The organism is Spirillospora sp. NPDC127506 (genome assembly GCF_040302145.1).
Lineage (GTDB): Bacteria > Actinomycetota > Actinomycetes > Streptosporangiales > Streptosporangiaceae > Spirillospora.
Genome location: NZ_JBEORG010000023.1, coordinates 64,321 through 85,435 on the forward strand (window position 1 = coordinate 64,321; position 21,115 = coordinate 85,435).

Genomic DNA, 21,115 nt, shown 5'->3' on the forward strand with positions numbered 1-21,115 from the left:
TCACAATCTGTGGTGTGGGACACCGGTACGGAAGGAGCGCCATGAGGCTGCGGATCATCGCCGGGGCGGTCGCGGCCGCCGTGACGCTGGCGGCGGCCGGATGCGGGGAGCCCGCGCCCGCCGGGCCGTCCGCCGCGCCCGGCGCCCCCGGCACCGCCGCGCCCACCACCGGACCCACCGCCGGACCCACCACCGGACCCACCACCGGACCCACCGCGGGCGCCCCGCCGTCCGCCTCGCCGGGGGCGCCGGTCGTGCGGGTCGCGGTGACCGTCCGGGACGGCCGGGTCCGCACCGCGCACCGCCGGGTGAAGGTCCCGCGCGGCGCCGTCGTCGAGATCACCGTCACCGGCGACACCGCCGACCGGTTCCACCTGCACGGCTACGACCGCGAACTGCCGATCACCCCCGGGCGCCCCGCCGTCCTGCGGTTCACCGCCGGCACGCCCGGGGTGTTCGAGGCCGAGCTGCACCACTCCGGCGCCCGCGTGCTCGAGCTCCAGGTCGGCTGAGCCGTGACCGCACCCGCACCCGCCGCCGGCGGCGCCCACGTCCTGGCGCACGGGCTCGGCGGCCGCACCGACCTGCCGCTGGACGCCGTCGCGGCCATCGCCGGCGGCGGCATCGCGGTGGCCGCCTCGTTCGCCGCGCTGACCGCCGCGTGGAAGCGGCCCCGGCTCCACCCCGACGCCGGGCGGCCGCTGCCCGCCGCGCTCGCCCGCGCCCTGGACGCGCCCGCCCTCACCGCGGCCGGACGCCTCCTGGCCCTCGCCGCGGCCGCGTTCGTCGTGATCGTCGCGTTCGCCGGGCCGCCCGGCGCGGACGCCAACCTCGCCCCCTGGGCGCTGTTCGTGACGTTCTGGGTCGGGCTCGTCCCCGCCGGCGTCCTGCTCGGCCCGGTATGGCGGCGCGTCAACCCGCTGCGGACCCTGCACGCCGCCCTGTGCCGGCTCACCCGCACGCCCCCGGCGGGCCGCCGCGCCCTGCCCGCCCGCGCCGGATACTGGCCCGCCGCGGCGTGGCTCACCGGGTTCGTGTGGCTGGAGCTGGTCGCTCCCCACCGCTCCGACCCGCGCCTGGTCGGCGCGCTCATCCTGGCTTACGCGGCCGCGAACACGGCGCTGGCCTGGTGGTTCGGCCGCGACTGGTTCACCCGCGGCGACGGGTTCGAGGCCTACTGCAGCCTGCTGGCCCGGCTCTGCCCGATCGGGCGGCGCCGCGACGGGACCCTGGTGCTGCGCACCCCGCTCACCGGGCTCATGACCGGCGCCGCCGAACCCGGCCTCACCGCGACCGCCTGCGTGCTCATCGGCTCCACCGGATTCGACGGCATCACCCGCACCACCTACTGGCGCGACAACGTCGACCCCTCCAGCGTCCCCGCCGGGACGCTAGGGCTCGCCGCCGCCATCGGCGCCGTCGCGGCCGGCTACGTCGCCGCGCTGCGGCTCAGCGCCCGCCTCACCGGCCAGGACCCGGCCGCGCTGCCCGGGCGGTTCGCCGCGACGCTGCTGCCCATCGCCCTCGGCTACACCCTCGCCCACTACTTCTCGTTCTTCGTCCTGGAAGGGCAGACCACCTTCATCCTCGCCAGCGACCCGTTCGGGACGGGCGCGAACCTGCTCGGCTCCACCGGCAACCGGATCGACTACGACCTGGCCGGGCCCACGCTCACCGCGCAGGTCCAGGTCAACGCCATCGTCCTCGGCCACATCGCCGGGACCGTCGCCGCGCACGACCTCGCCCTGCGCGGCCCCGGCCCGGCCCTGCGCGGCCAGCTCCCCGTCGCCGCGGTCATGGTCGCGCTCACCTGCGCCGGGCTGTTCGCCCTGCTCAGCGGCTGACCCCCTGCGGCGCCGCACCTCACCGGCCGCCACGCAGACCGCGATCAGCACCGGCACCCACAGCTTCGCCGCCACCGCCGCCGCCCGCACCCACGGCGGCAGCGGCGCCTCCGGCAGGTCCGGCAGCGGCAGATCGGGGAAGGGGACGCGCGGCCGGGGAACCGGCGGGGGATCGATGCCGGGGAACCGCACGTCCGGGCGCGGGACCATGCCGACCAGCACCCTCACCAGCGCGCCCAGACCCAGCAGCGGGACCAGCACCCGGCCGAGCGCCGCCGCCACATGCCGGGAGGCGTACAGCGCCGGATGCGCCCGCGCGAACGCCTCCCGCCGCGCCGCCCGCGTCCCCGCCGGCGGCTCGAACGGCACCCGCCCCCGGCCCTTCCCCGCGCCCCCGCCGCAGCCCCCGCCGGAGCCTTCACCGGGACTCTTGCCCGTGCCCGTGTCCAGGGGTTGCGGCCGGGTCAGCGCGCAGCGGGACGCCTGCCCGTCCACCAGCCCCACGGCGTCGAACACCACGACCACCGACCGGTCGCCGTAGGCGAGCTCGGCCTTCAGGAAGGCCGCGGCCTCCCGCGCCGGCTCACCGTCGACGTACAGGCGCGCGAACCGGTCCCACCCGTCCCGCCCGGTCTCGACCTGCAGGCGTCGGCCTCCGCAGTCGAGCGTCCAGCGGCCCGCGGGCGCGCCGCTCAGCGATATACCCCCTGGCATGCCGCCAGTCTCGCCACCGGCCGGCACCCGCCCCAACGCCCGAACGGCGACCGGACCCTAGACCAAAGTCGACGGCCGGGACCGCGGTCAGGACTCGAAGCGCCACAGGCCCGCGCCGTAGGGCTCCACCGTGCTGACCATCGCCACCGTCCGGTGGACGAACCGGTACAGGTGCCACGGCGGCGGCCCGGCGCTCTGAGCGTTGTAGGGCGCGGTGAACGCGTCCCCGTCGACCTGCGCGGGCCAGCCGCTCTCCCGGTAGGCCGCGGCGACCTGCTCCAGGACGGCCGGGTCGGTGACGCGCCCGGCGGTCCCCTCCAGCACGATGTCGCCGCCGGGAGTGCGGACCGACAGCGTGCACGCCGGGTTCGCCGCCAGGTCGCGGGACTTGCGGGTGCCCGGCCCGCTGACGAAGAAGATCTCCCCGTCGTGCCACAGCGCGCCGATGCCCGCCGAGTGCGGGCGCCCGTCCGGGCGGACGGTCCCCAGGAACGACGCGGTCTCCATCTTCGGCAGCGCGCCCACCAGCGCGTCCCGGACGGTCTCCCACGCCAGCTCCGGGCTGCCGTAGATGTCGAGGTTGCGGGCCTCCACGGGCTCACGGTCGGTCATCGTCGTCCTCCTTCGGCCGGACTCATGCGAGCCTTTCACAGGGGGCAGACCGCGCGGCGCCCGCGAACTCATCGGCGCCCGGTTCCCTAGGGTGGGGATCATGGCTCCTTCCATCGCCTCCGCGGACCGCGTCGGCCGCCCCGAACTGCTCGACTTCCTGCGTCCCCGCCACCGCGCGGTGCTGTCCACGACCCGCGCCGACGGGCGCCCCCAGATGTCCCCGGTGACGTGCGGGGTCGACGGCGAGGGCCGCATCGTGGTGTCCACCTACCCAGAACGCGCCAAGGCCCGCAACGCCCGCCGCGACCCGCGCGTGTCGGTGTGCGTGCTGTCGGACGACTTCAACGGCCCCTACGTCCAGGTCGACGGGACCGCCGAGGTCATCGACATGCCCGCCGCCGCAGACGCCCTCGTCGACTACTACCGGTGCATCGCCGGGGAGCACCCCGACTGGGACGAGTACCGCGAGGCGATGCGCCGCCAGGGCAAGTCGCTGATCCGCGTCACCATCGACCGGTGGGGCCCCATCGCCACCGGCGGGTTCCCCGCCCGCCTCGCCTCCGGCGACTGACCCCGCCCCACGACCCGCCCGAACGACCCGCCCGGCCCGCCGCCCCGGCGGGCGGCGCGGCGGGCGGCGTGGCGATCCGCCGCGGACGTTCCGGCGGTACCTGACAGAAGGTGTCAGCTTCTCCTGCGAGCCTTGGGGCGTTTCCCCGACGACAGAGGAGATGCACATGACCGGTATCGCGGAGTTCGCCGCCGTCACCATCGACTGCCCGGAGCCGCCCGCTCTCGCCGCGTTCTACGCGGCCCTCACCGGCGGCGAGGTCACCTACGACACCGCCGAGGCCGCCGCCGTCAAGCTGCCCAACGGCGTGGACGTCTACTTCCAGGCCGTGCCCGCCCACAAGGCGCCGACCTGGCCCGAGGGGGACCGGCCCCAGCAGTTCCACCTCGACCTCTACGTCGACGACCTCGACAAGGCCGAGGCGGCGGTCGCCGAACTGGGCGGCAGCACACTGGACTTCCAGCCCGGCGAGGACCGCTGGCGCGTCCTGGCCGACCCCGCCGGGCACCCGTTCTGCGTCTGCCTGCGCCAGCCCGCAGAACCCGCCTGAGCAAGGCCGGCGAGCAAGGCCGGCGAGCAAGGCCGGCGAGCAAGGCCGGCGGGCAGGGCCGGTCGGCGGGGGCTACAGCACCCGCACGGGCAGGCCGCCGCGCGGCCGCATCGCCGTCACGCTCGTCGGGACGGCGGCGGGGGAGACCAGGCGCAGCCGGGTCCGGGCCAGCAGGCACGCCAGCATCGTCTTGATCTCCACGGTCGCCAGGGTCGCGCCGATGCAGCGGTGCGGCCCGCCGCCGAACGGCAGGAACGTCGACGGCGCGGCGGGACGGTACAGGGCCGAGGCCGGGTCCCAGCGCTCGGGCCGGAACCGTCCCGCCCGCGGCCACACCTCCGGCATCCGGTGCGTGACGAACGGCGAGTACAGCACCATCGCGCCCGCCGGGATCCGGTGCCCGGCGTAGGAGAGGTCCTCCACCGGGACCCGGGCGCTGACCACCGCGGGCGGGAACAGCCGCAGCGTCTCGTTCACCACCCCGTCCAGGTAGGTCAGCGCGGGCAGGTCGGCGGCCGTCACCGGGCGGTCGCCGACCACCTCGGCGACCTCGCGGCGCGCCCGCTCCTCGGCCGCCGGATGGGTCAGCAGCGCGTACACCGCCCACGCCATCGCGGCGCTGGTGGTGTCGTACCCGGCGGAGATCAGGCTGATGACCTGGTCCTGCAGCTCCTGGCGGGTCAGGCCCGAGCCGTCCTCGTCGCGGGCGGCCATCAGCATGCCCAGCACATCGTCGTACCCGCCGCCGTCATGACCGCCGTCATCGCCGCCGGCGCGTCCGGCGGCGCGTCCGGCGGCGCGTTCGGCCAGGCGCCGGTCGACCTCCTGGTCCACCCGCCGGGCGACCTGCGCGCGGGCCGCCGCGACCCGCCGCATGTAGGGGTTGGGCAGCGACCGCAGCGCCATCTGCAGGACGAAGTTCCGGTCGACGGCGGCCAGCGCGATCTGCAGCCGCCGCCCGATCACCTCGGCGTCGGCTGCGAGCCGGTCCCCGAACAGCACCTCCACGGTGCTGCGGCGGATCACCGACCGCAGCTCGGCGTAGGCGTCCAGCGTCCGGCCGGGCCGCCACGACTCCAGCGCCGCGCCGGTGTTGGCGGCCATCCGCGCCACGTACCCGGCGACGCGGCGGTGGTGGAACGCCGGCTGGACCAGGCGGCGCCGCCGCCGGTGGTCGGCGCCGTCGCTGACGATCAGCGCGGTCTCCCCGTTCACCGGCACCAGCAGGTCGAACGCCTCCCGCCACCGGAACAGCCCGGAGTTGGCGAACACGAACGCGTTGGCGTCCGGGCCGAACAGGTGCACGAACGGGCGGCGGCGCGTCCCCACGACCGCGACCGGGCCCGCCTCGGCGTACAGGCGCAGCAGGCTCTTGCACGGATTCGCCGCGAACGCCGCGCCGTGCCTGAGCGTCAGCGACGCGGACGGGCCCCTCGCCCCGCGGGTCCTGGGCGGACGGGTCGGGTGCAGCGGGGTCTGTGCGGCCACCCGCCCACTATGGCACGCCCCCGCGGATGCCCGCGCGGGGCGCGGTGGGAGTATGGGAGCCGTGACGGACGACAGCGGCGCCGTCCCCGGCGGGCGGACGCGTGAGCACGCGGAAGGGGCCCACCAGCCCAAACCGGGAACGCAGACCGTGGACCGGTCGGTGGCGGTACTGCGCTCCTTCGAGGGCGCCGACCGGCAGACCCCCACCGAGATCGCGCACCGGCTCGGTCTGTCGGTCAGCACCGCGCACCGCATCGTGCACGCCCTGCACGCCACCGGGATGCTGGCGCAGGACCCGGCGACCGAGCGGTACTTCCTCGGCCCCACCACCGCGATCCTCGGGCGGCTCGCGCTGGAGCGGATGGGCGCCACCCTGCTGCAGCCGGAGCTGACCGCGCTGCGCGACGGCACCGGCGAGTCGGTCAGCCTCGGCGTGCGGGCCGGCGACGAGGTCGCGATCCTGCTGCACCTGCCGTCGGCGCACCCGCTGCGCTACGACCAGCCGCCCGGCGACCGCAACCCCGTCCACGCGTGCGCGATGGGCAAGGCGCTGCTGGCCTGCGGCGGCGACCCGCCCGCGATGGACGAGCCGTTCCGCCGCTACACCCCCGCCACCCTCACCACCCGCCGCGAGCTGGAAGCCGACCTGCACCGCGTCCGCGAGCGCGGCTACGCCGTCAGCGACGAGGAACGCCTGGTCGGGGTGCGCGCGGTCGCCGCGCCCGTCCGCGACGGCGGCGGGCGCGTGTTCGCGGCGGTCGCGCTGCAGGGGCCCGCGGTCCGGTTCGGCGACGACCGGCTGCCGGGCCTGGCCGAGGCCGTCGTCGCCGCCGCGGGACGCCTCACCGACCTGCACCGCCACCTGTCCTGACCGCCACCTGTCCTGACCGCGGCCTGTTCCGACCGGCGCCTGTTCCGACCGGCGCCTGTTCCGGCCGGCGCCGTCCCGGCCGGCACGTTTCTGACCGGGGCTCGTCCTAGCCGGTGCCCGTCCTGACCGGCGCTGTTTCCTGCGGCGCCGTTTCCTGCGGCACCGTGTCGGGCGGTGGCGCGCCGGCGACGGCGGCGAGCTCGTCCAGCAGCGCCGCCACCGCGGGCGGGCGCGGACCGGCCGCGACGACCGCGCTGATGGTGCGGCTGCCGACCGCGGGCACGTCCGGGACCGCGACGCCCGGCTCGGTGTGCAGGCTCAGCGCCAGCGCCGGCAGCGTCGTGACCGCCAGCCCCCGCGCCACCAGCCGCTGGATCGCGACGTGGTCCTCGGTGGCGAACGCGATGTCGGGCGTGAACCCGGCCTGCGCGCACGCCCACCGCAGATGGTCGCGGCACCGGGCGCAGCCCGACGCCCACGTCTCGCGGGCCAAGTCCTGCAGGCGCGGCCGCTCCGCCTCGGCGAGAGGATGCCCGGCCGGGACCAGCAGCCGCAGCGGGTCCTCGCCCAGCACCACCTCCCGGAACCGCGCATCGACGTCGGGCGGGGTGTGGGCGTGGCGGAACACCACCGCGACGTCGGTGTCGCCCGCGCGCAGCAGGGACAGCGCCTCCGGCGGCTCGGCGTCCACCAGCGTGACCGACACCCCCGGCGCCCGCTCCCGCAGCCGGGCCAGCGCGTCCGGCAGCAGGCCCCCGGCGGCCGTCGGGAACACCGCGACCCGCACCCGCCCCGCGCGCAGCCCCGCGATCGCCGCGATCTGCTCCTGCGCGTCGTCCATGCGGGCCAGGACGTCCTCGACGTGCTCGACCAGGATCCGCCCCGCCTCGGTCAGCCGCACCCCCCGGCCGTGCCGGATCACCAGCGGCGTGCCGGCCTCGGCCTCCAGCCGCGCGATGTGGTGCGACACCGCCGGCTGGGTGTAGGAGAGGGACCGCGCGGCGGCCGTCATCGAGCCGAGCCGGGCCACCTCCCGCAGGATCCGGCCCCGGTGCAGATCAAGCATCCCCGCAAGATATCAACCGCACTGATGGGACGCCCAGAAAACCTCACTTTGTGCTATGGGATGCCGGGGGCGACGATCAGGGCATGACCCCTTCCACCACGACTCCGTCCACCGCCGCCCCCTCCACGGGGCGCCTGACCGTCGCCGAGGCGCAGCGCGAGTTCTCCGCCGGCGTCGCCTACCTCAACACCGCCACCTACGGGCTGCCGCCGCGCGCCGCGCACGCGGCGATGCTCGCCGCCGAACGCGACCGCGCCGCCGGGCTGATGGTCCCCACCGACTTCGACGAGGCGGTCACGCGGTCGCGCGAGGCGTTCGCGCGGCTGCTCGGCGTCCCCGCCGCGCGGGTCGCGTGCGGCCCGCAGGTGTCCTACTACGTGGGCCTGGTCGCCGCGTCGCTGCCCGCCGGGACCGAGGTCCTGGTCGCCGACGGCGACTTCACCTCCCTGCTGTTCCCGTTCGCCGCCCGCACCGGCCTGACGGTCCGGTCGGTGCCGCTGGAGCGCATCGCCGACGAGGTCACCGCCCGCACCGGCCTGGTCGCGGTGTCGGCGGTGCAGTCCGCCGACGGCCGCATCGCCCCCCTCGACGACCTGATCGGCGCGGCCCGCGCGCACGGCGCCCGCATCCTGCTGGACGCCACCCAGGCCGCCGGGTGGCTCCCGCTGCCCGCCGGCCGCGTCGACTGGCTCGTCGCCGGCGGCTACAAATGGCTGCTCGGCCCGCGCGGCACCTGCTTCCTGACCGGCACCGAGGAGGCCCTGGCCGCGCTGCCCCCGATCGGCGCCGGCTGGTACGCCGGCCCCGACATCTGGGACTCGGTGTACGGGCTGCCGCTGCGCCTGGCCGCCGACGCGCGCCGCCTGGACCTGTCCCCGGCGTGGCAGTGCTGGGCCGGGCAGGCCCCCGCCCTGGAACTGCTCGAACGCGTCGGGGTCCAGGCCGTCCACGACCACGACGTGGCGCTGGCCCGCCGGTTCGCGGCCGGGCTGGGACTGCCGCCCGGCGACTCGGCGATCGTGTCGGTCGCCGCCCCCGACGGCACCGCCGGCCTGCTGCGCCGCGCCGGGGTCGTCGCCACCGTCCGGGCGGGACGGCTGCGCTGCGCCTTCCACCTCACCACCACCGGCGCCGACGTCGACAAGGCCGTCGAACTGCTCGCCCCCCTCATCGCGCCCTGACGCCCGCAGACCGTCCCGCCCGCCGGGCGAAGTTCTTACAAGGTTCGAACAAGGAGCCTTGACCGGGCCCTGCGCGCCGTCCCGGCGCGCCCGCGAGTCCTACGTTCGTCGCCATGAACGTACTGCTCACCGGGTCCGCCGGATTCATCGGCTCGCACATCGCCGCCGCGCTGACCGCCGCCGGGCACCGCGTCCGCGGCCTGGACCTGCGGCCCGACGGGCTCGGCGGCCCGCCCGCCGACGTCCGCGACGCCGCCGCGGTCGCCCGGCGGCTGGCCGGAGTCGACGCCGTCTGCCACCAGGCCGCCAAGGTCGGCCTCGGCACCGGCGTGTCCGACCTGCCCGACTACACATCGGTGAACGTGCAGGGCACCGCCGTGCTGCTGGCCGAGATGGCCCGCGCCGGCGTCGCCTCCCTGGTGCTGGCCTCCTCCATGGTGGTGTACGGGGAGGGCGCCTACACCTGCGACCGGCACGGGCCGGTCCGGCCGCGGCCCCGCCCCGAGGACGCGCTGCGCGCCGGGCGGTTCGAGCCCGGCTGCCCCTCCTGCGGCCGGCCCCTGGAGCCCGGCACCGTCGCCGAGGACGCCCCGCCCGACCCCCGCAACGCCTACGCCGACACCAAGCTCGCCCAGGAGCACCTGGCCGCGTCATGGGCGCGCGCCACCGGCGGGTCGGCCGCCGCGCTGCGCTACCACAACGTCTACGGGCCCCGGATGCCGCGCGACACCCCCTACGCGGGCGTCGCGGCGGTCTTCCGGTCGCGGCTGCTGAACGGCCAGGCGCCGCTGGTGTTCGAGGACGGCGGGCAGCGCCGCGACTTCGTCCACGTCCGCGACGTCGCCCGCGCCAACGTGCTGGCGCTGGAGCGGCTCGCCGCCGGGCCGCCCGAGCCCGGCGGGCTGCGCGCCTACAACATCGCCAGCGGCGAGCCCCGCACCATCGGCGCGATGGCCGGGGCGCTCGCCGCGGCGTTCGGCGGCCCGGCCCCGCGCGTCACGGGCGGTTACCGGCTCGGGGACGTCCGCCACATCGTCGCCCGCGGCGACCGGGCCCGCCGCGAGCTCGGCTTCTCCCCGGCGGTGGCGTTCGCCGACGGGATGGCCGAGTTCGCCCGGACGCCCGTCACCAGTTCGTAAGGGTCATGCGCCCGTCACCGAAAGTAGCGTCGGAACCGTGATCGATGTCGTACTCCCGTGCCTCAACGAGGCCGAGGCCCTGCCCTGGGTGCTGACCCGCATGCCGGACGGCTACCGGCCCCTGGTGGTGGACAACGCCTCCACCGACGGCTCCGCGCGCGTGGCCGCGGGCCACGGCGCCCGCGTCGTGCCCGCCCCCGACCGCGGGTTCGGCGCCGCCTGCCACGCCGGGCTGCTGGCCGCCCGGACCGAGGTCGTGTGCGTGATGGACGCCGACGCCTCCCTCGACCCGGCCGACCTGCCCCGCCTGACCGCCGCCCTCGCCGCGCTGCACCGCCGCGACGACCCGGGCGGGCCGGCCGGCGGACCGGCCGGCGGGGCGGGGCTGGTGCTGGGGCGGCGCCGGCCCGCCGGGCGGGGCGCGTGGCCGCCGCACGCCCGCCTCGGCAACGCCGTGCTGGCCCGCTCCCTGAACCGGCGCGCCGGGACCCGGCTGCACGACCTGGGCCCGATGCGCGCCGCCCGCCGCGACGACCTGCTCGCCCTCGGCCTGCGCGACCGCCGGTTCGGCTACCCGCTGGAGATGGTGCTGCGCGCCGCCCGCGCCGGCTGGCCGATCGGCGAGATCGACGTCGCCTACCGGCCCCGCACCGGCGCCTCCAAGGTCACCGGGACCCTCGGCGGGACGGTCCGCGCCGTCCGCGACATGCGCCGCGTCCTCGCCGAGGCCGCCCCGTGAACGCGCCCGCCGCCCGCACCCCCGGCGCCGCCGATGTGGTCGTCATCGCCAAGGAGCCCCTCCCGGGGCGGGTCAAGACGCGGCTGACCCCCGCCTACACCCCGGCCGAGGCCGCCGCGCTCGCCGAGGCGTCCCTGCGCGACACCCTCGCCGCCGTCGCCGCCGCACCCGCCGGGCGCCGCACCCTCGCCCTCGACGGCGCGCCCGGCCCGTGGCTGCCGCGCGGGTTCGCCGTCATCGCCCAGCGCGGCGCCGGGCTGGACGAGCGGCTGGCCGCCGCGTTCGCCGACGCGTGGGCGGGCCGCCCCCTGGTGCTGGTCGGGATGGACACCCCGCAGGCCACCCCCGCGCTGCTCGCCCGCGCCGCCCGCGGCCTGGGACGCTGCGACGCGGTGGTGGGGCCCGCCGCCGACGGCGGGTTCTGGCTGCTGGGGCTGCGCCGCCCCGACGCGCGGCTGCTGCGCGGCGTCCCCATGTCGCGGTCCTACACCGGCGCGGTGCTGCTCGCGCGGCTGCGCGCCGCCCGGCTGCGCGTGGGGTTCCTGCCGCGGCTCACCGACGTCGACACCCCCGGCGACGCCCGCGCCGTCGCCGCCGCGGCGCCGGGCGGGCGGTTCGCCGGCGCGCTGCGCGCCCTGCACGCCCGGGCGGTCCCGGCATGATCGGCGCCCTGTACGAGGATGCGCTGCGCGGCCGCGCCCCCGTGGAGATCGAGCACGCCGACGGGCGCCGCCGCCCCCTGCCGCTGAAGGACTGGCTGGCGGCCCGGCCCGGCGACGGCGGCCTGCTGGACCGCTGCCGCGGCGCCACCCTGGACGTCGGGTCGGGTCCGGGCCGCCTCACCGTGGCGCTGGCCCGGCGCGGCCTGCCCGTCCTCGGCATCGACCTGGCGCCCGCCGCGGTCGCGCTGACCGTCGCGGCGGGCGGCCCCGCCCTGTGCCGGGACGTGTTCGGCCGCGTGCCCGGCACCGGCCGCTGGCGCACCGTCCTGCTCGCCGACGGCAACATCGGCATCGGCGGCGACCCCGCCGCCCTGCTGCGCCGCGTCCGGGCGCTGTGCGCGCCCGGCGGCCGGGTCCTGATCGAGGTCGACCCGCCCGGCGCCGGCTCGCGGGTCGAGCCGCTGCGGCTGCGGTCGGGCCGCGCGGTCGGCGAATGGTTCACCTGGGCGCACGTGTCCGCCGACGCCGCCGGCGCGCTCGCCGCGGCCTGCGCCGCCACCGTCACCGAGCTGTGGGAGGAGGCCGGCCGATGGTTCGTCGCCCTGCGGCCTTGACACCGCCCGCGCTGCTCACCTCCCTCCCGGCGCGGTTCACCAGCCGCCTCCACGACGAGCGGACCGCCTCGTGGCTGGGCATCGCGCTGGGCGTCAGCGTGCTGTCGGCGTTCGCGACCGGGCTGGTCTCCCACTTCATGCAGCACCCGCCCGGCTGGGCGCAGTGGCCGTCGCGGCCGGTGAACCTGTACCGGGTCACCCAGGGCGTCCACGTCATCGGCGGGCTGGCGGCCGTCCCGCTGCTGCTGGCCAAGCTCTGGACGGTCTACCCCAGGCTGTGGCAGTGGCCGCCGGTCCGCTCGATCGGCCACGCCGTGCAGCGGCTGCTGGTGTTCGTCCTGGTCGGCGCGGCGCTGTTCCAGTTCGCCACCGGCGTGCTGAACATCGCCTACTGGTACCCGTTCCGGTTCTTCTTCACCACCGCGCACTACTGGACGGCCTACATCCTGGCCGGCGCGCTGGTCATCCACGTCGCCGACCAGGGCGCCAAGGCGCGCCGGACCGTGATGACCCGCCCGCAGGACGCGGTCGGGCGCCGCTGGTTCCTGCTCACCGCCGCCGCCGCGAGCGGCACCGTCGCGCTGACCACCGCGGGGGAGGCGTTCACGCCGCTGGCGCGGCTGGCCGTGCTGGCGCCCCGCCGCCCCGGCACCGGGCCGCAGGGCGTCCCGGTCAACAAGTCGGCCGCCGCGACCGGCGTCACCGCCCTGGCCCGCGACCCCGGCTGGCGGCTCACCGTCACCGGCCGCGTCGCCCGCCGGGTCGTGCTGTCCCTGGACGACCTGCGCGCCCTGCCGCAGCACACCGCGCGGCTGCCCATCGCCTGCGTGGAGGGCTGGAGCGTAGAGGCGGACTGGCGGGGGGTGCGGCTGCGGGACGTGCTGCGCCTGGCCGGCGTCTCCGGCGACGCGCGGATACGGGTGGAGTCGCTGGAGCGGCAGGGCCGCTACCGCACCTCCCGGGTCGACCCGCCGCACTGGCGCGACCCGCTGACCCTGCTGGCCCTGGACCTCAACGGCGAACCCCTCGCCCTCGACCACGGCCACCCCTGCCGCCTGATCGCGCCGAACCGGCCCGGGGTCATGCAGACCAAATGGGTGCACCGGCTGGTGGTCTCGTGATCGCCCGCGCCGCCGCCTACGCGGCCGGGCTGGCGCTCATCGGCGCCGGGCTGCGCGGCATCGCCGCCGAGGTCCCCGCCGCCCGGTGGGCGGCCTGGTTCGCCGGCGCGGCGGTCCTGCACGACGGGGTCCTGGTCCCGGCGGTGCTGGCCGCCGGGCTGGCCACCGGCCGGCTCCCCGCCGCGTACCGGCGCATCGCGCGGGCCGCGCTCATCGTCGCCGGCTGCGTCACCGCGGTCGCGCTGCCGCTGGTGCTGGGCTACGGCCGCCGCGCCGACGAGCCGTCCCGGCTGCCGCTGCCCTACGGCTGCAACCTGGCGATCGTCCTGGCCGCCGTCACGGCCGCCGCGGCCGCCGCGGCCGCGGTCCGCCTGCTCGCCGGGCGGCGCGGGGGACGGGCGCGGTGACCGCAACCGGCTCGCGGGGACGGGCCGGCGCGGGCCGCCGGGCCCGGCCCCAGGCCCGCCGGCGGGCGCCGAGATGGACGCCGCGGCGGGCACGGCGGCGGGCACGGCGGCCGGGGTGGGCCGCGGTCGCGGTGTGGGCCGCCGGGATCGCCGCGGCGTTCGCCGCCGGCTGGTACCTGCGGCGCGCCGGCCTGGCCACCGAGGACCGGCTGCCGCCGCTGCACGCGCGGGCGCGGGAGCGGCCCCTGACCTGGGAGATGCTGCCCGCCGCCGCCGTCGCGGCCGCCGCCGTGGCGGCGCTGCCCACGCTCGCGGCGCGGCTGCGGTGGCGGGCGCTGCCGCCGCTGGCGTGGGCGGCCTCGGCCGCGTGGACGGTGGCGCTCGCGGCCGGCGACGGCTGGGACGCCCTCAAGGCGCCGCTGGACGCGCCCACCGAGTACCCGGCGGGCCTGGCGCAGGTCCGCCCCGACCCCCTGGAGTGGCTGCGGACGTTCACCGAGCGGCTCGGCGGCTACACCACGCACGTGCGGGGGCATCCGCCGCTGCCGACGCTGCTGCTGTGGGCGCTGGAGAAGGGTGGGCTCCACGGGACCGGCTGGGCGGCGGCGCTCGTCATCGCGGCGGGCACGTCCGCCGCCGCGGCGATCGCCGTCACGGTGCGGTGCCTGGCGGGGGAGCGCACCGCCCGCGCGGCCGTGCCGTTCCTGGCGCTGGCGCCGGCGGCGGTGTGGATCGCGACCGCGATGGACGCGTTCTTCCTGGCCGTGGGCGCGTGGGGCACCGCGCTGCTCGCCCTGGCCGCACACCGGAGCACCGCACGCCGGCGCACTTCCCGGCAGACCGCCCGGCGCACCGCCCGGCGGGCCGGGGCGCGGTCCGCCGCCCCGGCCGCCGCCCCCGCCGCGGCGCTCGCCGCGGTGCTCGCCGCGGTGGGCGGGGTGCTGCTGGGGTGCCTGCCCTACCTCAGCTACGGGCTGCTGCCGCTGTTCGCGGTGCCGCTGGCGGTGCTGCTGCTGACCCGTCCGGGGGCCGGGGTGCTCGCGGCGCTCGGCGCGGGCCTGGCCGCGGCGCCCGCCGCGTTCACGCTGCTGGGGTTCTGGTGGCCGGACGGCGTGGCCGCCACCCTCGACACCTACCTGGTCAGCCGCGGATCGGCGCGCCGCTCCTACGCCTACTTCGTGTTCGCGAACCTGGCCGTGCTGGGGCTGCTCACCGGCCCGGCGACCGCCCGCGCCCTGCCCGGGGCGGTGCGGGCGGTGCGCGGCGCGATCCGCGCCCGGGCGGCGCCGCCGCCCGCGGCGGCGGCCTCCCTCGCGGCGGCGGCGCTGATCGGCGTGCTCGTCCTGGACGCCTCCGGGGTGACCAGGGGCGAGGTCGAGCGGATCTGGACGCCGTTCGCCCTGTGGGCGGTGGCCGCCGCCGCGCTGCTCCGGCCCCCGGCCCGGGCCTGGCTCGCCGCGCAGGCGGCGACCGCGATCGCCGTCCAGGCGCTGGTCCTGTCGCCCTGGTGACGGCCCCTCGCCGGAAGACCGGACCGGGGGACCGTCCCGCCGCCAGGGGCCGCGCTCACCAGGGGCCGCGCTCACCAGGGGACGGGGCCGTCGTCGTCGAAGAACCCGCCGGTCGGGCCGTCCTCGCCCAGGGTCGCGAGCCGGATCGCGATGGCGGCGCCCTGCTCGGCGGTGCGCTCGACGGTCCGCCCGGAGACGCGCGCGAACTCCACGGTGAAGTCGGTGGCGCAGGCGCCGGGCGCGGCCGCGTTGACCTTGATGCGCGTGTCCCGCAGCCGCTTGGCGTACTGGATCGTCAGCATGTTCAGCGCCGCCTTGGACGCCGGGTAGGCGGCCGAGGCGGCCACGTCCCAGAAGTAGTGGCCGGGATCGGTCATCGCGGCCATCGAGGAGGTGCCGCTGGAGATGTTCACGATCCGCCCCGCCGGCGCCTCGCGCAGCAGCGGCAGCACCGCGTTGGTCACCCGGTACACGCCGAACAGGTTGGTGTCGAACACGCGCCGCACGACGTCGAGGTCGGCCTCGTCGGGCAGGTGAACCGGGCCGCCGGAGATGCCGGCGTTGTTGACCAGCACGTCCAGCCGCCCGGCCGAGGCGGCGACGTGCCCGGCCGCGGCCCGCACCGACGCCGCGTCGGTGACGTCCAGGACCACCTCGCGGACGTCGAGCCCGGCGTCCCGCAGCTCCGCGGCGGCCTTCGCGCCCAGGCCCGGGTCGCGGGCGCCGAGCAGCACGGTCATGCCGCGCTCGGCCAGCCCCCGCGCGATGGCGTATCCGATGCCCTTGTTCGCCCCGGTCACCAGGGCGGTGGTGGTGTCGTTCATGCCCCCAGCCCACCACCGGCGGCGCGGCCGGCTCCAACACCGATCGCGCCCCGATCAATACCCTGGAGGTATGGACGTGGTGGAAACGCGGGAGCTCGCCTACTTCCTGGCGGTCGCGCGGGAACTGCACTTCGGCCGGGCCGCCGAGAGCCTGGGCATCGCGCAGCCGCCGCTGTCGCGGGCGATCGGCCGGCTGGAGCGGCGCCTGGGCGTGCGGCTGCTGGAGCGCACCAGCCGCCGGGTGACGCTCACCCCGGCCGGCGAGACGCTGCTGGCCGAAGGCGCCGCGGCGCTGGACGCCGTCACCGCGGCCGTCCGCCGCACCCGCCGCGCCGGCGGGACCGGGCCCCGGCTGGTCCTGGCGATGAAGCCCGGCGGGGACGGCGGCGGGCTGCTCCCGGCGATCCTGTCCGCCTACGAGCGCGAACCCGACGCCGTGCCGGTGGAGATGCTGCTCGGCTACGGCGCCGACCGGGCGCTGCGCGACGGCCGCGCCGACGCCGCCCTGCTGTACACGCCGCGGCAGGACGTCACCGGCCTGGCCGTGGAGGAACTGCTGGAGGAGCCGCAGGTCGCGGTGCTGCCGCGCGCGCACCGGCTGGCGGGCCGCGCGGAGGTGTCCCTGGCGGACCTGGACGGCGGCGACGCGCCGGTCGCCCGGTACGGGCACGGCCTGGACGGGCTGCCGCCCGTCACCGACGGCGGGCAGCTGATGCAGCTGATCGCGCTGGGCCGGGCGGTGGCGGTGCTGCCGGAGTCGATGCGGGGGCTGCTGCGCGACGACCTGGTGGCGGTGCCGGTGCGGGACGCGGCGCCGACCACGCTGGTGCTGGCGTGGCCGGAGGCGTCCCGGTCGCGGGCGCTGGCGGCGTTCGTGCGGTCCACGGCCGCCGTCGCCGCCGAGTTCGCCGCCGCCCGCAGCGCCTGACCCGCCCCCGGCACAGACCCCGCGCACCGGCCGACCGCACCGCGCCCGGTCCGTGCCCGGTCCGCGCCCGGTCCGTCCCGGACCTGGCCGCGGCCGCGCGTGATCGGCGAGGACCGCCGGGAGGGTCAGGCGGAGGGCGGGGCCGGGGGCCAGGTGATGAGGGTGTGGCCCCAGGTGACGCCGGCGCCGAACCCGGCGAGCAGCACCAGGTCGCCGCCGGCCAGGCGGCCGGTGCGCACGGCCCGGTCCAGGGCGTAGGGGATGCTGGCGGCGCCGATGTTGCCGACGTCGTGCCCGACGATCGCCAGCTGCCCGGGGTCGAGCCCGGCGCCGGGCGCCAGCGCGGCGACCAGCCGCGGGTTGGGCTGGTGCGGGACGACCAGGTCCAGGTCGGCGGGTTTGATCCCGGCGGCCTCGGTGGCCTCGGCGACCAGCCGGGGGAAGATCCGCTCGATGAAGCCGCGGACGGCGCGGCCGTCCATGTGGATGGTGTGGCCGAGGCCGGCGAGGGTCTCGGCGGTGGCGGGGGTGCGGCTGCCGCCGGCGGGGATGAGCACGTCGTCGGTGCCCGACCCGTCGGACCCCAGGGTGACCGGGCCGATCCCGTAGGGGGCGGGGACGGGCCCGATGACGGTGGCGGCGGCGCCGTCGCCGAACACCGCGACGGTGCCGCGGTCGGCGGGGTTGAGGAACCGCGAGTACACCTCCACGCCGACGACCAGCGCGTAGGGGGCGGCGCCGCGCTGGGCGGCCAGCCAGCCGAGCGCGGCCTGCAGCCCGAACACGTACCCGGTGCAGGCGGCGGCGACGTCGAAGGCGGCGGCGCGGCGCGCGCCGAGCAGGGCCTGCACGCGGCAGGCGGTGGACGGGGCGATCAGGTCGGGCGTGGAGGTGCCGAGGACGATCAGGCCGATGTCGGCGGCGTCCAGCCCGGCCGCGTCCAGCGCCCGTCCGGCGGCGGCCGCGGCCAGGTCGGAGGCGGCCTGCCCGGGCGCGGCCAGGTGCCGGCGGCGGATGCCGGTGCGGTCCTCGATCCAGGACGGATCGAGGCCCAGCGAGCGGGACAGCTCGTCGCTCGGCACGCACCGCTCGGGCAGGCAGGCGCCGGTCCCGCGGACGGCCCACCGGGTGTCTTCGCGCACGGTCACGCTCGTTCCCCCCTCGCGCCACGGGCGGTTGTCAGACCCACTGCACGAGTGAATAATCCCATTTCACGGTTTATGTTCCATATGTGCGCATTAAGCGGCCTTTATGCCCGAATGGGTAAGTCGGCCTTCCTTTCAGGTAAGGAGACCCGCGTGCCGTCCACCGCGTTCGACCCCGCCCGCGCCCTCAAACCCGGCGACATCTGCGCCTTCCTGTTCCCCGGCACCGGCTCCACCGGAGTCCCCGACCTGCCCGCCCTGGCCGCCGCCGGGCCGGGCGCCGCCCGCGCCGTCGCCGACGTCCTGGACGCCGTCCAGGAGGGCCTGCCCGCCGCCGGCTGGCCGTCCCTGCGGGCGATACTGCTGGAGGACCCCACCCGATACCGGGCCGCGTCCCGCACCCCCGGCGTCGCCCAGCTGTGCTCCTACGCCGCCTCCGTCGCCGTCGACCGCGCCCTGCGCGCCTGCGGCGTCCACCCCCGCTACGCGGTCGGGCAGAGCTTCGGCGAGATCGCCGCGCTGGTCAGCGCCGGCGCGTTCGGCATCGCCGACGGCGCCCGGATGGCCGTCGCCGCCGTCGGCGTCCTGGCCTCCCGCGGCCGCGGCGGCGGCATGGCGCTGCTGGAGACCGGCGAGGACGGCGCCCGCGCCTGCATCAAGTCCGCCGCCGCGCCCGAGGTGGTGGTCGCCTGCCTGAACGCGCCGTCGGTGACGATCGTGTCCGGTCCCGACGGCCCCCTGGAGGCGGTCGTGGACGCCGCCCACGGCGCCGGGATCCGCGCCGTGCGGCTCGCCGTCCCCTACCTGTCGCACCACCCCGCGATGGCCGGCGCCGACGACGAGTGGTACGCGATGATCCGCCACCTGCCCCAGCGGCCCCTGGAGCTGGAGGTGCACTCGCCGGTCCGCGGCCGCGCCTACCGCGACGGCGACGACCTGCACCGCGCCATGGCCGACTGCATCGTCAAGCCCGTCCGGCTGCCCGGCGCCCTGCGCGCCGTGCGCGCCGCCGGCGCGACCGTGTTCACCGAGGCCGGCCCCGGCGACGCGCTGTGCCAGTGCGCCCGGCTGTCGGTGCCCGGCGCGCGGACCCTCGCGCCGCTGCGCGACCGGCCCCGCCACGGCCGCACCGGCAAGGCCGCCCCCGGCGTCGCCCCCGGCACGCCCGCACCGGAGACGGCGGCCCCCGGCACGGCGCCCCCCGATGCGCCCCCCGATACAGCCCCGGATACGGCCGGGCGCGGGGGAGGGGAGCGGTGATGGACGCCAAGACCCGGGCCCGGCTGGAGGAGGCCGTCCCCGAGGAGTTCTTCACCTACCCCGCCGGGCTCACCGCCCGCGAGCACCAGGCCCTCACCTACCGGCGGCTGCGGCACGCCGGGCTGGCCGCGCCGCCCGCCGCCGAACTGCTGGCCGACCCGCCCCTGCTGTGCGCGCTGCTGGACCGCGCCGCCATCGCCGACCCCGCCCTGTTCCACGTCATGCTGCTGCACTACACCCTCGCGCTCGGCCCGATCCTGCGGTTCGGCGGCGGGCAGCAGGGCGCGCGGGAGGCGCGGGACGCGCTGGAGTCGATGGAGGCGGCCGGGACGCTGCTGATGACCGAGGTCGGCCGCAGCAACAGCCACCTGTCGCCCCGCACCGTCGCCCGCCACGACCCCGGCACCGGCGGGTTCACCCTGACCACCCCCGACCCGCAGGCCGCCAAGTTCCCCACCAACACCGCCCACCCCGGCGTCGCCAAGACCGCCGCCGTCTACGCCACCCTCGTCCACGGCGGGCGCGAGCGCGGGGTGTTCGTGTTCGCGGTGCCGCTGCGCCGCCCCGACGGCACCGTCCCGCCCGGCGTGCGGATCGTCCCGGCGCCGGAGACGACCGGGCTGCCGATCGACTACGCCGCCGTCCTGCTCGACGGCGTCCGCGTCCCCTACGAGGCGTGGCTGCGCGACGGCGCGAGCATCGCCGCCGACGGCTCCTTCCACGACCCGGCCGGGAACCCGGCGGCCCGGCTGACCCGCTCCATGGGCATCGCGCCGCCGGTGTGGCGGGCCGTCATCTCCGCCTCCGCCGCGATCACCCGCGCGTCGGCGGGGATGCTGCTGGCGCACTCGGCGGACCGCACCACCCTCGGCAGGCTCGCGCCCCGCCGCCCGCTGACCGACTACCGCAACCAGCAGGAGGCCGTGCTCGGCGCGCTGGCCGCCGCCCACGCGCTCACCGCCGTCGCCGCGCACGTCACCGCCCCCCGCCCCGCCGCCCCCCAGGCCCCGGCCGCCGGCGGGCCCGACACCGCGTGGGCGCCCTGGTCGGCGGTCGACCGCGACCTGGCGCTGCTGAAGGCCGCCGCGACCGCCCAGGCGCAGCAGACGGTGTCGGCGTGCCGGGTGCACAGCGGCGCGCCCGGCTTCGCCGCCGCCGAGCGCCTCAACGCCTACCGCGGCCTGGCCCACGCCTACCAGAACGCCGGCGGCGACAACGAGCTGATCCTCTACGACACCGCCCGCGCCATGGCCGACCTGGACCGCTACACCCCGCCCGAGCCGGGCGCCGGCCCGCCCGACGGCGGCGACCTGGACTCCCCGCGCGTGTGGCTGTTCCTGGCCCGCGACGCCGAGCGCCGCATGCGCGACCGGCTCGCCGGCCGGGTCCAGGACGCGCTGGCCGCCGGCGGCGACGCGTTCACCGCCTGGAACGGCAACCTCGTCCTGGCCGCCAGGACGGCCGCCGCGTGCGCCGACCGGATCGTGCTGGAGATCTGCGCCGCGTCCGCCGCCGCCGACCCGGACGGGCTCGGGCCCGTCCTGCGGCTGCACGCCCTCAACGTCCTGGACCGCCGCGCCCCCGACCTGCTCAACGAGGGCGCCGCCCCGCCGGGTTTCCTGGACGAGGTGTGGGCGGCGCGGCGCCGGGCCTGCGACGTGCTGGCGCCGCGCGCGGCGGACCTGGCCGCCGCGTTCGAGCTGCCCGCGCCCGTCACCGCTCCCGCCGCGTTCCTCACCGGCCCGGCCGGCCGGTGACCCTCCGCCCGGGACGGCGCGAAACGGCACGCCACGCCGCGAATTCGGCAAGGAGCCGGGGGAACCGGCGAGGGATGGCTACCGTTCTCGTTAGACAGACCGATCGCGGGC

The 21,115-nt window shown here is 77.9% G+C and carries 21 protein-coding genes; 16 read left to right on the plus strand and 5 right to left on the minus strand.

The window, feature by feature from the left end; all coding sequences use genetic code 11:
- The first annotated feature begins 41 nt into the window (after positions 1–41).
- The gene (locus ABTW95_RS21955) at positions 42–512 is read left to right on the plus strand and encodes a hypothetical protein (RefSeq protein WP_500227241.1); all 471 of its coding nucleotides are present in this window, start codon (positions 42–44) and stop codon (positions 510–512) included.
- Between the two features lie 3 nt (positions 513–515).
- Positions 516–1,844, plus strand: coding sequence for a hypothetical protein (locus ABTW95_RS21960; protein WP_500227242.1), 1,329 nt, complete (start codon positions 516–518; stop codon positions 1,842–1,844).
- 801 nt (positions 1,845–2,645) lie between these two features.
- On the opposite strand, the gene ABTW95_RS21965 is transcribed toward ABTW95_RS21960, so the two are convergent.
- Positions 2,646–3,170 (minus strand): pyridoxamine 5'-phosphate oxidase family protein, encoded by a 525-nt coding sequence (locus tag ABTW95_RS21965; RefSeq protein ID WP_396454705.1) that lies wholly within the window; start codon positions 3,168–3,170, stop codon positions 2,646–2,648.
- Between the two features lie 100 nt (positions 3,171–3,270).
- Here ABTW95_RS21965 and ABTW95_RS21970 point away from each other — a divergent pair, with 100 nt between their 5' ends.
- Together ABTW95_RS21970 and ABTW95_RS21975 are read left to right on the plus strand one after the other, a co-directional pair.
- On the plus strand, positions 3,271–3,741 hold the full coding sequence (locus ABTW95_RS21970; protein ID WP_396454704.1) for a PPOX class F420-dependent oxidoreductase: 471 nt from the start codon (positions 3,271–3,273) through the stop codon (positions 3,739–3,741).
- A gap of 166 nt (positions 3,742–3,907) precedes the next feature.
- A complete protein-coding gene (locus ABTW95_RS21975) occupies positions 3,908–4,291 on the plus strand; it encodes a VOC family protein (RefSeq protein WP_500227243.1) in 384 nt (127 codons plus the stop codon).
- Positions 4,292–4,363: 72 nt separating this feature from the next.
- Here ABTW95_RS21975 and ABTW95_RS21980 read toward each other — a convergent pair whose 3' ends face one another.
- Complete coding sequence (locus ABTW95_RS21980) at positions 4,364–5,779, minus strand: cytochrome P450 (RefSeq protein WP_500227244.1); 1,416 nt, start codon at positions 5,777–5,779, stop codon at positions 4,364–4,366.
- Between the two features lie 61 nt (positions 5,780–5,840).
- Here ABTW95_RS21980 and ABTW95_RS21985 point away from each other — a divergent pair, with 61 nt between their 5' ends.
- Entirely contained in the window at positions 5,841–6,650 is an 810-nt protein-coding gene (locus ABTW95_RS21985) for an IclR family transcriptional regulator (protein WP_500227245.1), read from the plus strand.
- 106 nt (positions 6,651–6,756) lie between these two features.
- Here the strand turns inward: ABTW95_RS21985 and ABTW95_RS21990 are convergent, their stop codons facing one another.
- Positions 6,757–7,716: a LysR family transcriptional regulator gene (locus ABTW95_RS21990; RefSeq protein ID WP_500227246.1), complete on the minus strand. Its 960-nt coding sequence runs from the start codon at positions 7,714–7,716 to the stop codon at positions 6,757–6,759.
- Between the two features lie 83 nt (positions 7,717–7,799).
- Here ABTW95_RS21990 and ABTW95_RS21995 point away from each other — a divergent pair, with 83 nt between their 5' ends.
- The 8 genes from ABTW95_RS21995 (at position 7,800) to ABTW95_RS22030 (ending at position 15,090) form a co-directional block, all read left to right on the plus strand.
- Complete coding sequence (locus ABTW95_RS21995; RefSeq protein WP_500227247.1) at positions 7,800–8,897, plus strand: aminotransferase class V-fold PLP-dependent enzyme; 1,098 nt, start codon at positions 7,800–7,802, stop codon at positions 8,895–8,897.
- A gap of 113 nt (positions 8,898–9,010) precedes the next feature.
- Positions 9,011–10,036, plus strand: coding sequence for an NAD-dependent epimerase/dehydratase family protein (locus ABTW95_RS22000; RefSeq protein ID WP_500227248.1), 1,026 nt, complete (start codon positions 9,011–9,013; stop codon positions 10,034–10,036).
- Positions 10,037–10,073: 37 nt separating this feature from the next.
- Entirely contained in the window at positions 10,074–10,775 is a 702-nt protein-coding gene (locus ABTW95_RS22005; RefSeq protein ID WP_500227249.1) for a glycosyltransferase family 2 protein, read from the plus strand.
- Positions 10,772–11,437: a TIGR04282 family arsenosugar biosynthesis glycosyltransferase gene (locus tag ABTW95_RS22010; RefSeq protein WP_500227250.1), complete on the plus strand. Its 666-nt coding sequence runs from the start codon at positions 10,772–10,774 to the stop codon at positions 11,435–11,437. Before ABTW95_RS22005 ends, ABTW95_RS22010 begins: the two co-directional genes overlap by 4 nt.
- Entirely contained in the window at positions 11,434–12,051 is a 618-nt protein-coding gene (locus tag ABTW95_RS22015; RefSeq protein WP_500227251.1) for a class I SAM-dependent methyltransferase, read from the plus strand. Before ABTW95_RS22010 ends, ABTW95_RS22015 begins: the two co-directional genes overlap by 4 nt.
- Positions 12,027–13,172 carry a molybdopterin-dependent oxidoreductase gene (locus ABTW95_RS22020; RefSeq protein ID WP_396454693.1) on the plus strand — a complete coding sequence of 382 codons (1,146 nt, stop codon included), beginning with the start codon at positions 12,027–12,029 and terminating at the stop codon, positions 13,170–13,172. The genes ABTW95_RS22015 and ABTW95_RS22020 overlap by 25 nt, the downstream gene beginning before the upstream one ends.
- A complete protein-coding gene (locus ABTW95_RS22025) occupies positions 13,169–13,579 on the plus strand; it encodes a hypothetical protein (RefSeq protein WP_500227252.1) in 411 nt (136 codons plus the stop codon). Before ABTW95_RS22020 ends, ABTW95_RS22025 begins: the two co-directional genes overlap by 4 nt.
- Positions 13,576–15,090, plus strand: a complete 1,515-nt coding sequence (locus tag ABTW95_RS22030; protein ID WP_500227253.1) for a hypothetical protein — start codon at positions 13,576–13,578, stop codon at positions 15,088–15,090. The genes ABTW95_RS22025 and ABTW95_RS22030 overlap by 4 nt, the downstream gene beginning before the upstream one ends.
- 71 nt (positions 15,091–15,161) lie before the next feature.
- Here the strand turns inward: ABTW95_RS22030 and ABTW95_RS22035 are convergent, their stop codons facing one another.
- On the minus strand, positions 15,162–15,914 hold the full coding sequence (locus ABTW95_RS22035; protein ID WP_396454690.1) for an SDR family oxidoreductase: 753 nt from the start codon (positions 15,912–15,914) through the stop codon (positions 15,162–15,164).
- 70 nt (positions 15,915–15,984) lie between these two features.
- Between ABTW95_RS22035 and ABTW95_RS22040 the strand changes: the two genes are divergently transcribed.
- Complete coding sequence (locus ABTW95_RS22040) at positions 15,985–16,842, plus strand: LysR family transcriptional regulator (RefSeq protein ID WP_396454689.1); 858 nt, start codon at positions 15,985–15,987, stop codon at positions 16,840–16,842.
- A 125-nt stretch (positions 16,843–16,967) separates the two neighbouring features.
- Here the strand turns inward: ABTW95_RS22040 and ABTW95_RS22045 are convergent, their stop codons facing one another.
- A complete protein-coding gene (locus tag ABTW95_RS22045) occupies positions 16,968–17,990 on the minus strand; it encodes a 3-oxoacyl-ACP synthase III family protein (RefSeq protein WP_500227254.1) in 1,023 nt (340 codons plus the stop codon).
- A gap of 150 nt (positions 17,991–18,140) precedes the next feature.
- Here ABTW95_RS22045 and ABTW95_RS22050 point away from each other — a divergent pair, with 150 nt between their 5' ends.
- Together ABTW95_RS22050 and ABTW95_RS22055 are read left to right on the plus strand one after the other, a co-directional pair.
- Complete coding sequence (locus tag ABTW95_RS22050; RefSeq protein WP_500227255.1) at positions 18,141–19,247, plus strand: ACP S-malonyltransferase; 1,107 nt, start codon at positions 18,141–18,143, stop codon at positions 19,245–19,247.
- Positions 19,247–21,004 carry an acyl-CoA dehydrogenase family protein gene (locus ABTW95_RS22055; RefSeq protein WP_500227256.1) on the plus strand — a complete coding sequence of 586 codons (1,758 nt, stop codon included), beginning with the start codon at positions 19,247–19,249 and terminating at the stop codon, positions 21,002–21,004. Before ABTW95_RS22050 ends, ABTW95_RS22055 begins: the two co-directional genes overlap by 1 nt.
- Positions 21,005–21,115 lie beyond the last annotated feature (111 nt).